General features: G+C 38.0%; 10 protein-coding genes and 2 pseudogenes. 4 read left to right on the top strand and 8 right to left on the bottom strand.

Translation table 11 applies throughout. The features are described from left to right. Positions 1-289: 289 nt before the first annotated feature. The gene (locus tag LC040_16350; protein ID WLR50810.1) at positions 290-742 is read left to right on the top strand and encodes an OsmC family protein; all 453 of its coding nucleotides are present in this window, start codon (positions 290-292) and stop codon (positions 740-742) included. Between the two features lie 244 nt (positions 743-986). Beyond that, positions 987-1,652: a TetR/AcrR family transcriptional regulator gene (locus tag LC040_16345; protein ID WLR50809.1), complete on the top strand. Its 666-nt coding sequence runs from the start codon at positions 987-989 to the stop codon at positions 1,650-1,652. A 22-nt stretch (positions 1,653-1,674) separates the two neighbouring features. Here the strand turns inward: LC040_16345 and LC040_16340 are convergent, their stop codons facing one another. From LC040_16340 to LC040_16320, 5 genes are all read right to left on the bottom strand, one after another. Next, the gene (locus LC040_16340; protein ID WLR50808.1) at positions 1,675-3,024 is read right to left on the bottom strand and encodes an MFS transporter; all 1,350 of its coding nucleotides are present in this window, start codon (positions 3,022-3,024) and stop codon (positions 1,675-1,677) included. Between the two features lie 196 nt (positions 3,025-3,220). After that, positions 3,221-3,403 (bottom strand): small acid-soluble spore protein H, encoded by a 183-nt coding sequence (locus LC040_16335; GenBank protein ID WLR50807.1) that lies wholly within the window; start codon positions 3,401-3,403, stop codon positions 3,221-3,223. A 198-nt stretch (positions 3,404-3,601) separates the two neighbouring features. Further along, positions 3,602-5,257 carry a methyl-accepting chemotaxis protein gene (locus LC040_16330; GenBank protein ID WLR50806.1) on the bottom strand — a complete coding sequence of 552 codons (1,656 nt, stop codon included), beginning with the start codon at positions 5,255-5,257 and terminating at the stop codon, positions 3,602-3,604. 133 nt (positions 5,258-5,390) lie between these two features. Then, positions 5,391-6,035: a YpmS family protein gene (locus LC040_16325; GenBank protein WLR50805.1), complete on the bottom strand. Its 645-nt coding sequence runs from the start codon at positions 6,033-6,035 to the stop codon at positions 5,391-5,393. Positions 6,036-6,058: 23 nt separating this feature from the next. Continuing rightward, complete coding sequence (locus LC040_16320; GenBank protein WLR50804.1) at positions 6,059-7,015, bottom strand: SGNH/GDSL hydrolase family protein; 957 nt, start codon at positions 7,013-7,015, stop codon at positions 6,059-6,061. Positions 7,016-7,241: 226 nt separating this feature from the next. Here LC040_16320 and LC040_16315 point away from each other — a divergent pair, with 226 nt between their 5' ends. Further along, a complete protein-coding gene (locus tag LC040_16315) occupies positions 7,242-7,439 on the top strand; it encodes a DUF2188 domain-containing protein (GenBank protein WLR50803.1) in 198 nt (65 codons plus the stop codon). On the opposite strand, the gene LC040_16310 is transcribed toward LC040_16315, so the two are convergent. Continuing rightward, on the bottom strand, positions 7,436-8,206 hold the full coding sequence (locus LC040_16310) for a thermonuclease family protein (protein WLR50802.1): 771 nt from the start codon (positions 8,204-8,206) through the stop codon (positions 7,436-7,438). The two genes, LC040_16315 and LC040_16310, sit on opposite strands and share 4 nt — an antisense overlap. Before the next feature lie 170 nt (positions 8,207-8,376). On the opposite strand from LC040_16310, the gene LC040_16305 reads away from it, so the two are divergent. Next, positions 8,377-9,273, top strand: a complete 897-nt coding sequence (locus LC040_16305; GenBank protein ID WLR50801.1) for an AEC family transporter — start codon at positions 8,377-8,379, stop codon at positions 9,271-9,273. Between the two features lie 33 nt (positions 9,274-9,306). Here the strand turns inward: LC040_16305 and LC040_16300 are convergent. Together LC040_16300 and LC040_16295 are read right to left on the bottom strand one after the other, a co-directional pair. Further along, a pseudogene (locus LC040_16300) lies at positions 9,307-10,149 on the bottom strand (glycerophosphodiester phosphodiesterase). Positions 10,150-10,649: 500 nt separating this feature from the next. Beyond that, a pseudogene (locus LC040_16295) lies at positions 10,650-11,925 on the bottom strand (IS110 family transposase). Positions 11,926-12,159: the final 234 nt, after the last annotated feature.

The following is a 12,159-nucleotide window of genomic DNA, read 5'->3' as shown; positions in this document are numbered from 1 at the left end:
TATTTTTATCTTCTTAATGTTTACAGAAAAGAAAACATGTATACAAACTGTATTCCGTATGAACACAATTATGTTTACAAGTATACAAATATGAATGCTTATTGATATGAAGGGATGTATACAAATAAGTGATCACGTATACATAAATGAAATCATGATTACAAATTTGATCACAAACATATTTGGAGGTTGAAAATTTAGAAAATAGAAAATATTATGCATTTACTCTTCTGAATCTTCGTAATATAATAAAGTCTATAAAATTACTTGGATATCAGGGGGAGATATAATGTCAACAAAACAATTATTAAAGGTCGAATCAGCAGGAAAATGGTTAGGAGGATTAAAAACATCAATTTCAGTGAGAGATTTCGAAGATTTTCTAGTAGATGAACCGAAAAATCTCGGTGGAACAGATGAAGGTCCTAATCCTGTTGAATATGTGTTAGGTGCTTTAACAAGCTGTACATCTGTCATGATTGCCTTGATTGCGAGAGAACAAAAATTTTCTTTTGAAGCTGTTGATTTTGCAAATGATGGTACGCTTGATTTGCAAGGATTAATGGGCGTAGAGGGTGTATCACCGCATTTCCAAACAGTGAACTTTGAAGTAAAAATAAAAACAAATGAAAGTGATGAGCGATTAGAAGTATTGAAAGAAGAAGTAGAACGTAGATGTCCAGTGTATAACTTAATTAAGGACGCAGGTGTCGATATCGAAAGTAAATGGAGTAAACAATAATAATGGAAGCCCCCTTGAGAGTATTCAAGGGGGCTTTAATTAGCTTACTACTGAATCGTGACTTCTTTTGTACTTTGAGCAGGAACTGTTACGACTACTTCAATGTATTGTTTGCCGTCTATTTGAATGTTTTGCTTCCCCGCAAGGTAACAACATCATTTAACTTTATAAACTAAAATGATTTAAGGTGTCTAAAGTAAGAAGACGGTTATGTTATAATTGTGCGGAAAAGGGGGGGAGTAGGGTGCGGAGAATTGAACCTCAACAGCGGATTGAACTAAGAAGGATTTATGCAAGAAAGCTTCTGAATGTTATAAGTAGTCAAGGGTTTCACTCTTTAAAAATCCAAGAAATGGCCCGAATTATGAATGTCAGTAAAGCGACTTTATATAATTATTTTTCTTCAAAAGAGGATATCATTCAAGAGGTGGCTAATCATTACCTTGATTATATTCAAGAAATTGATCAAATGGTTTTAAATGATGATTTGTCCTTTACTTATCGTTTCCAGAAGCTCTTTCAACAGGGTGTACTGTCGACCATTTATGCATCAGAGGCTTTTTTGAATGATTTGAAAGCAAGCTTTCCGCAGCAATATGAAGAAATGATGGTAGCTCGTAAGAAGAGATTAGAAAGCATCAAGACATTTTATAAAAAGGGAATGGACGAAGGGATATTTCATTCGTTGAATGCTTCCCTCATTATCATGCAGGATGAGGTAACATTTCGCCGCTTAGTTGATCCGAACTTCTTAACAGAGGAGGGACTTTCAATTCAGCAGGCCTTATATGATTATTATAAGGTAAAGAAAGTTCAGTTATTACAGCCCAATGTCCTGTCTAAAGTGAATGATGAACCTATCCATGAAATGATTGCATACATTATACGGAAATTATCGAATACATATTAAGTGAAAACTACTCAAGAGACATCTAGCCTTGAGTAGTTTTGTTTGTTTTCAGATAGATGAAGAAGATAAGGCAAGATAGTAGCATTAAAAGCAGAATCATTAAAAATGTCGATTGAAAGGCGTTTACTGTATATCCTTCTCCAAGAAATTCAAGTAGAATCCCGCCAATTACAGATCCGGAGGCACTGCCGACAAACTGGATTAACTGCTTCATCCCAATACCTGAGCCAATTAACTCTTTCGGTAAAATTTTAGAAACCTCATTTGTAGAACTAGACGATAGACTCGAAAATCCAAAGCTTGTAAACATATAGGCAACCATAATCATGTAAAAGTTAAGGGGGGATAAGAGATAAAAAATAATGGTCGAGATGGTTAATAAAATATGTGCTAATAGCATCACTTTCATGTTCCCATATCGATCAATTAATCTACCAACGTAAATAGCAGCTATAGCCGAAAGCATAGCTCCTGGAAAAATGATAAACCCTACCATTGTAGGTTGTTTATCATAGATATGCTTCAACATTAAGGGCATCAAAAACAAGATAGCAAAATGAGTACAAAATCCAAGGAAGCTCATATACACAAGTTTTCGATAATCACTATTTTTAAATAATATTGGCTGGATAAACGGGACAGGTGTTTTGGTAATGCGTAACCAAAGTAAGAAAATGAATATTATCCCAAGGATGCCGAATGTCCATTGAAGAGTTGAGATAAATAACAAAAATGAGGTCACACTTAAGCCTGTTAACATTCCTCCTAGAAGATCAAAGGAACCTTTGTGAGTTGCTTGATTTGGTAAAAGGCGAAATAAAACAGGAATAACTGCTAAAACCAATAGGGTAATCGCAAATAAATAGTTCCAATTTAAATGCTCGGTAATAATGCCGCCTACCACTGGTCCTAAGCCGAACCCAAGTGATGAAGCTGAAGCAATCATTGCCATGGCCCGCCCCCGATTTTCTAGGGGGATATACCGACCTGCAAAGACATAAGATAGGCCTGGTATGGCAGCTGCTCCTGATGCTTGGCAAAGTCTAGCAATAAGGAGCCAAATAAAATTCGTTGCAAAAAATCCTAGTAGAGAGGAAACCCCCAAAATAATAATTCCCGTAATCAGTAGTGAGCGAATCGGGATATAATCAGATAAACGTGTATAGGTAATCGTGAAAATAGCAAGTACAATGGAGTATCCGGAAACAATCCATGCCCCTTGAGATGGGCTCAATGAAAAGTCATGCAAAACATTAGGCAGTGCTACATTAAACATTGTTGTGTTCATTACGACAAGCCAAACTGAAATACTAAGTACAAGAATCGTTTTCCTGTAGGAGGAAGGGACCGCTTCTTCAGAGTTATGCATCATAAGAACGCCTCCTCATGTTAAAAGCGTTAAATACTCGATGTACTATAACATAACCGCTGAACATATTAAACTATTTTGACTTATTTAGTCTAAAATATTAATGAAAAGGACAGATTGAAATGAACAATCTGTCCTTCCTATTCAGGCTAGCATGCTGTTTGATTCCTCTACTTGAGTATCAACAGCTTATTTTTATTTAAGACTCTTCTTTTAAGCTTTGTACAGGTACTTCTTCTTCTCTTTCAGGCTGTCCAAGAGGAAAGATTCTGACCATCTCGCTTTTTTCATCAACATGTTGAATATAGATTGGCTTACCATTATAGGTGACATTAATCATTTCTGGTGCTTCTGCGATACTTTGGGCGCGACGTGCATCCATACGTTCATACCTCCTTCTATTTTTAATGCTTTTATTTTGTGTGCAAAGGAAACAGCATATACTTAAAAGACATGAAGAAAAAACGCAAATACTGGCGGTGAAATTGTTTCACGTGGAACAATTTGTCGAAAAGGGGAAGGGGAAGGGATAAAAAAAGAGCGTTAAGGTTATTCTTAAGCGCCCCATGTTGTTTGGTTCTTATAATTCAAATTTTTTCAGGAGTTGTTGGAGTTCTTGCCCCATTTCTGCAAGCATATCAGCTGATGCACGCATTTCTTCCATCGTGGCAAGCTCTTGTTCAGTAGCAGCTGAACCATCGTGGCTGGAGGCTGCTTCTTTTTCAGCAATTTCTTTTACTTTTTGAATAGAAGCAACAATCTCTTGGCTGCTTGTTGTCATTTCCTCTAAGCTCTTGGAAACTCCGCTTACTTGAGAGACAAGTAAGTATGTGTTTTCTTCAATCTTATCAAATGCATGATTAACGACTTCTGTTGCTTCAATACCAGAATTCACTTTCTCTTTTCCTTCATCCATATACGTATTGATTTTTCCTGTTTCTTGCTGAATATCTGAAATCATACTGGAAATTTGGTCTGCTGATTGCTTAGACTGTCCAGCAAGCTTATGGATTTCACTTGCAACGACTGCGAATCCTTTTCCGTGTTCTCCAGCTCTTGCTGCTTCAATAGAAGCGTTCAATGCCAATAAGTTTGTTTGCTCTGCAATATCAGTAATCATTAAACTAATCTTCCCGATTTTAAGGGATTGTTCTTTCAAATTGTGAATAAAACCACTCATACTATCGACGCTGCTATGGATTTCGGCCATTTGTTTGACGACAGAGTCAATTGCTTCTGCGCCTTGTTTCACATTTTCAGAAGAAACAGATGAAAGCTCAGACATCTCATGACTAGAGGCTGAAATAGTATTCATTCTTTCAGTAAGCTGGTTTACAATATCGATTGATTCTTTTACGCATCGTAATTGCTCATCAGCGCCTTCTGACGTTTCTTCAGCAATATGTGTTAGATGTTCAGCAGCTACTGTTGTTTCCGCAATACTACCATTTAAGTCATTTGCGGAAAGGACAAGGCTTTCAGATGTGCCTTTAATTTTACTCATAAGGTTGCGTAAATTCTCCAGCATACTATTAACAGAACTGCTCAATTGTCCAATTTCATCATTAGTGTGATGTTCAATTCGTTTAACATTCAGCTTTCCTAGTGCCACTTGGTTTGCAACGTAGGATAGAGCTTCAAGTGGCTTTGTAATTTGTTTATTTAAGAAGAGCCAACCAATGAAACTAACGAAGATAGTAATTAGCATGGAAACAAACAACTCTGCTTTTAATGAACCAACTTTTTGTTTGGATTCTTCCTCATACATCGTTACGGCTGTGTTCATTTCAGTTAGAAGAGGAACATTGCTTGAAACGATATTTTCAATTGCGGCTTCAGCATTGTCTTGGTCTGAAATGATGATTTCAATATTTTCCTTGAAAGGTTTCCAGAGAGCTTCGACTTTCTTCAACTGTTGATTTACTTCAGGTGATGCTTGTGGAATTCCTTCTTCTTCATTTCCGTTGATAAGATCATTAAGGGATGAATCAAATAAGGCCATCGTTTTCTGCAAATCTTCACGCTTTTGTTGATTGCTAAGTGCACTAATTTCAAGTGCTTCTTTACTCATTTTTTGACTTAGCATCCGCTGTCTTCCAGCAATGTTTATTACCTTTCCATCTGTTTCTTGATTGGCAAGAAACATTGTTGTAAATATAAAGCTTCCAGCACTTATAATTGAAAGGATAATAAAGAATAAAGCAATCTTAAATCCGACTGGTTTGTTTTTAAACATTATTTTCTCCTTCTTTCTATCTATTTCAAAATTTATTCTATCATGGTTATATATTGTAAATGTACTACAAAAATGAACATTACATTAAAATAAAATAAAAAGACGCCTGTCGAATTGACAAGCGTCTAAGCGATTAATTAAAGAACCCTTTTAAGTTAACTCCCTTTTTACCATAATTAAAGGCTTCATGAGGGATTTTCACTTTAAAGACAAGTTCATTCTTTTCAAGATTGAATTTCTTTACCTCTACTTTTAGGTTGCTTTTCGTCTCCATTTGCGTAATAGCAATATAGATATTTTCTTCACTTGGGTTAATGACTACCCATTCAGGTAGCTCATAGTTGTCCTTTAAATATTCGAGGACTTTCTTGTTTGGCAGCTGTAATCGTCCCAGCTTAATGGATTTTTGTTGTAAAACAAGGTCGCCATTTTTTTGTACGACAGGCTCAAACGTTACTGCCATTGGAATCTTTTGCTCAAATGCAACGATGGAACCTCGTAACTCAAGATCATTCTTTAAGGAAATCGAGTAATCAAAGTTTTTCTTCTTTGGTAATTCCTCTAAGAAATTATTCATAATCTGATTTAAATTTTGTTTAGAGGAAGAAATGGTAAATTCAGCGACTTCGCCTTCAGGGTTATTGCCTGAAGGCAGGCGTGCAGGTGAATTGGGCACAAATAATAGGAATATGAGCAATGTGATGATTGCAAGGTTAACGACGCCTAGGCTGATAAATAAAAGCTTCCATTTATTTCGTGTTTTTAGTTTTTCAAACATACGACCTCACCTGTGTAAGTTTGTTAATTTGCCGCTTCTTCTTTGGCAGATTCACTTTCTTGTGCAATTTCAGGCTTAATGTATTCAAGGACACGTTCAGCCATTTTCTTATAGCCGTTTTCATTTGGATGGAAGTTATCTTCTTTGTACAGTAAATTCTCTTCTGTATTATGAAAAAGGTCAGCAATTGGAATAAATGTTACATTACTATACTCATTCGTTACATTTTCACTTATCTTGTTCCAATCACGCATAATTTGGTCCAGTTCTTTAATGTTATTGAAATACTTATCAAATGGATTAAAAATACCTAGCAGATACACCTTTGCATCTGGATTAGCTGCAGTAACTTTTGAAAAGATTTCCCTTAGCCTTACTTTGTATCCTTCTTGCTCTTTCGTAAAATCTTCATAATTTAAATTCGTAAAATTCTCTTTAACGATTTTCATGACGTCGTTTGCACCAATTGTAATTAAGACGATGTCAGCTTCCTTAATAGCGGCATCAATTTCTTTTTTCTCCATTCGCTTAAGCAGTTGGTCTGTTCTGTTGCCGCGTTTTCCGAAGTTTTCTACCTTAACCTTTTGATTGTTTTCATTATCATTAAGAGTGTTCTTTATAATCCCGACATATCCGCCGCTGTCTGTGCTATCCCCAACACCTTGAGTTAAGGAATCACCAATGGCAACAATTTCTAAGTCATCTTTCACAAATAATCCGACAGCACTTTCGAGACCTTGGATAAATGCTTCACGAACTTCTTCTGTAATGGCTTTTGGTTCTTCTTCAGATTGTTTGTCCTTTTTTTCGATATCTTCTTCGGGTGCTTTCTCGATTGTATTAATCTCGTTTCTGCTACTGTGTTCACTTGACTGAGATGAATCAGAAGGTTGATTTGTATTATTAATGTTTGTATACAATAATGTTGTTGCGATTAAGAATATAATAATGATTATTGCTCCGTTGAAAAATTTCCGCATTGTTCATCACACCTGTATAAGAATCATTTTTCAATGCTAGTGTTAATTACCCTTTAATAAAGTTTAGAAAACGGATCGCATATTTATGACAATATTTTATAATATAATTGGTATTGAGGGAATAGAAAGGTGAATTATTGAATATTCATTCTAATTAGGTTGAATGTTTTATCGCTCCAATAGCTGGGAAACAGATTACTAAATAGACAAGAGGAGGAGCGATAGCATGAAAGAATATAGTGTAGTTCCAAACAAAGATGCAACAGGTTGGTACGTAAAGATTGAGGACACAGCTCCTACAGATCTATATGATGAGCGTTCGGCTGCAATTGAAAAAGCAGAGGAAATTGCAAAGGACAATAGTCCAAGCCGATTACTTATTCAAGACAAATATCATGAAGTCGTTGAAGAAAGAACATTTTAAAGATAGAGAGGTGCCGGCGAAAGTGTCGGCACCTCTTTTGCTTGATAGCCAGCATCTTGCGCTTGTTGCATCTCATTAAAGAAAATTCGGTTTTCGACCGGTACCTTATACCAATATTGGGGTAATACATATTCTTTTGTTTCAGAATTTCCAACATATTTTTTGTAAGTGGAACGGTGATCGCGCTTTCGAAACACAAAAGGAAGTTCCATTAGGGGGTGGTTTCTATCCCAAATCCCGAGATGAAATCGTTTTGCGTTTTTCAACGCTTTTTGATATTGATTATACGTGTGCTTATCGTCAACTGGCCAGATGAAATAAGTTACAGCTAATCCCCTTTGAATCATTTCCAAGTTTGTATCAATCCGATCTTTTTTGCGGATGACTTTCGCTAATAAGCGTCCATAGTAATCCTTTGTTGTTTGTCCAACTTCCAGAATGATTTCTTCACCAGGGGGAAGCAAAGATTGTAGCTGCTCTTTTGCACGTTCACCGTGATATTTTTGTGAGTGATCTAATTGGTCATCGATAAGATGTTGCTTGTATGAAGGTTGATGATAAGTTTCAGGTGTATCAATATTGGCATAACGGACCTTTCTCGTACCAAGGATTGGTTTATCAATATAGAGTGTATCCCCATCAACGATATGATCAACTGTTGCTTCATATGTTTGCGGCACTATAGCTGCTTTTGCAAATGGTAATGGGAGTGAGAGAAAAATTAAAAGAAGCATCAGAAGGGCTACAAATATTCGCCCTCTACTCATAAAAACACCACCTTCTTTATGAAGATAGCTATAGTATTTTTCATCCTTGTTGTTTTTCTGCAAAAATAATGATGGATATGCTGGTGAAAAATAGGGAAAGCTTAGCGGTTTGCTGTCTTATGGAAACATGGTAGGTTTAAGAGACAGAAAATAACGAGAGGACAGTAGGCATGAATATTTTTATCCAAGTCGTTTTTCCAGTATTACTTGTATTTATTGCAGGATTCATCTTACAAAAGTGGAAGCAACTAGACATCAAATCGCTCTCAACGGTTGGATTATACATTATGACGCCAGCTCTTGTATTTAAGAGCTTTTATACGGCAGAGCTAAATATGCAATATTTGAAAATGGTTGGGTTTGCACTGCTCTTGTTAGTGGCGATTATTTTTGTAAATAAAATCTATGCAAAGATGAGGGGCTATTCACAGTCGATTGAGAGTGGTTTGATTTTATCGACTGCTTTTATGAATTCAGGCAATTATGGGGCTCCGATTATTTTGTTTGCATACGGAGAGAAAGGCTTTGAATATGCCGTTTCGTTCATGGTTTTGCAAGCCATTATTATGAACTTCTTTGGTGTGTATTATGCTGCAAGAGGACAAGCAGGGGTGCAGCTTGCAGTTCGTTCTGTTTTGAAAATGCCGCCGACATATGCTGTTTTGACTGCTTTGGTGATGAATGTATTCGATATTAAAATGCCTGAAAATATTTTTTCATCTATTGACCTAGTGGCGAAGGCGACAATTCCAACAGTCATGCTCATCTTAGGTATGCAATTAGCGAATATTGCTGTGCGAAATTTTCAGTGGGGAAAAATAATGTATGGAACGATGATGCGTTTGTTGATTTCTCCGATTATCGCATTTCTCATTACACTTGTATTGCCAATGGAGCCGCTGCTACAAAAGGTTCTCATCGTATTATCGGCGACGCCGTCTGCAGCGACGACTACGATGTATGCTGTTCAATTTGATGCAGAGCCTGAAATGGTCTCAAGTATTACGTTTATCAACACGCTTATTAGTGTCGTAACAATTACAACCTTATTGGTGCTCTTAGCATAAATAAAAGCCCGCCTATTTCAGCGGGCTTTAGTTTTACTTTTTGTAAGAGCGAGCAACGTCGTTTAGCAAACCAGCATAATTCGTAAACATACCTGTTACTCCCCAGTCCAGTAACATTTTCATATCTTCCTCTGTATTGACCGTATAAGGATGAACGAGTAAGTCAAATTTACGAGCTTTGTTAATGAATGACTTATCGATAATGAGCTCTTGATTATCCCAACGATAATTCATTCCGATCCCAACTGCGTAGCGGTCAATTTCACGCATTTCTTGTTCTGTTATTTCAGAAGGACTAGACACAATTCCTTTATCTTCAACGAATTTTCCATTTTCATTTGGTTCAAACCATAATAACTGCACTAACGGAATGTTTGGATTTAGCTCATGTACTTTTAGTAAGCTTTCTTGGCTGAATGATTGAATAATGACATTGCTTGATTGTTCATTAGGACCAACAAGGTTATATTCAGCCAACAGCTTTAGAAGCTTTTCTTCCATACCTGGATATACATCAGGTGATTTTGTTTCAATATAGTAGTTTGCGCTTTTTCCATAACGTTCAAATACCTCTTCAAGTGTTGGAACTTGTAGCCCACTATAGTCAGGGTGTGCTTTCTCTGGATATTTCTCATTAAACCAAGTTCCAGCATCAAGCTGTTTCACTTCTTCAAGTGTCATGTCACGAACTTCGCCAGTACCGTTTGTTGTACGATCAACGGTTGTATCATGCATTGCAACAAGTTCGCCGTCTTTTGTCATTTGAATATCAACTTCAATGTAGTCGCCTTTCTGTTCCTTTACAAGGTCATAAGCAGGTAAGGTATGTTCAGGTGCAAGTCCACTAACGCCGCGGTGTCCTACCACAAGAAAACGTTCATCATTCATTGTCGGGTCTTTTTCTTTCGCAGAAGCAAGGTTTGTTACATTTCCAAGAATTAAGGATAGTGTCAGGACAGCTAAAACCGCGCTTTTCATAAGGTGTTTCACAAACATTCCTCCCTCTATAAATATTGATATATCAACGGTTTAGGCCGTTGTTAGGGGTGCCAAAAATTTTTTTATGACACCTGTTCTAACAGTATTATTTAAATATGTGAAACTATAACAGTCTAAGGGTACGCTACGCGGTCGCAATTGGATATAATTGGTTGCGATAGTGTGTTCTATATCGATGCACATTGGATCTCTGCGTCGCTTATGATGACGTACCCTCCCATGTCTCTGGGCATCTAAGTGCCTACATTCCTTCGTTCGGTCTAGTCATAAGGCAGAGGCCAGCGATGCTCCTCTGGGGACTCATAGGTCGAATGGAAAAGATAGTGCCAGCTTCTCCGTGTCATCCTGTTGTCTAGGTTCAAAAGAAATGTGTAAGCTTAGTGTGCCTCTTCGAGGAGAGGGATATCTTGCATCATTCGCTTTGCATCAAAGGCTATGTGCTTCGTGCTGATCGCATGTAAAACTTTCAATAACTTACCGCATAGAACAACGATTGACTGCTTTTTGCGTAATGGGTTTGTTGTCCGGTTTGTATAATAATCATGCAGCTCGCGAAAGGCTGCGTTATGGCGAATCATCGGCATCATGACACGGAAGAGGAGGGCGCGCAGCCGTCTCCTTCCACGCTTAGAGATTCGCTTCTGTCCTTTGTGCTGACCGGATGAGTTCTCTCGCAACGTTACCCCGCAAGTTTGAGTAGTTGGCGTGGGTGGCGGTAATGAGAGAAACTGCCGATTTCAGAGAGCAGTTCGACAATGGTCGCATCTCCGAGACCTGGTACAGTCGAAAGCCATTCATATTCAACAGATGTTCGGACAAGCTCTGTTAACTGATCCGTCAAGGTCGCAACCTCTTGTTCAAGCTGGCGGTAACGGCGGACAAGTGTGGCGATTTCAACACGGGCCATCTGTTGTCCTTCTGTTACGCCAATCGAGTGGTGAGCGACGTTAATGAGCTTCGCTACTTTTGGCGCTTGGGGTGATTTCATCCCTTCAACCTGCCGAAGTTCATCTAATAGCTCTTCGACTTCTTTTTTTGCTAGATCGCATGGAAATGGCGATGTTTCCAGTGCAGCGAGCGCCATTTTGCCAAAGGTCGGGAATACTTTAGTAAACTCTGGAAAGTAGCGATCAAGCCAGCGAATTATCTGGTTTCGGACGGCGCCTTGTTCCTCTATGAGCTTTGAACGAAGCGTTGAACCAACGCGCAGCTCGGCTTCCATGCCTTTAAGAATTCGCGGATAGCTGAATCGTCCGTCTTTCACAAGGCGGGCAATCACCAGCGCATCCTTGGCATCATGCTTCGTTGGAAGGTTGTCATCCAGCTCTTTGGAACGCTTCACATGCATTGGATTCGTCATCACCAAAGGAATGCCTCGGTCATCAAGGAAATACGCCAGGTTCAGCCAGTAGTGACCGGTCGGCTCAATCCCAATAATGACTTCCGTTTTCTGATGTTCCTTCATTGCTTTCAATATCCTTTGATACAGTTTATCGAATCCATCTGGGGACTGAGAAACCGGAAAAGCTTTTTAAGCACCCTGCCCCGTTCATCGACAAAGCATGCGTAATGTGTACGTTTTGCAATATCCATACCGACAACGAGTGTTTGTTCGGTGACTTGATTAATTTTATTGTTTTGCGTAGAATTCATATTGAGTCCTCCTTGGTATCCAAATTAGGGGTCATTTCGTCCGTGAATTGACACCCCGCATCATACCAAGAGGGCTCTTTTTATTTCAAGTCCCCGAAAAAGCTTCTAACAGGAATGCTCCTCAATATGTAATTTCTCCAGAAACCAAAATTCATACTAGGCTGAACTCAGATTTCTCAGTTTTCATTATAGAAAAAGAAAGAAGCTTTTGAATGATTTTCATGTAACCTTAAT

Origin of the sequence: Bacillus tianshenii, from assembly GCA_020524525.2 — a bacterium.
Classification (GTDB): Bacteria; Bacillota; Bacilli; order Bacillales; family Bacillaceae_N; genus Bacillus_AV.
This window is presented reverse-complemented; position numbering and strand designations above follow the sequence as displayed.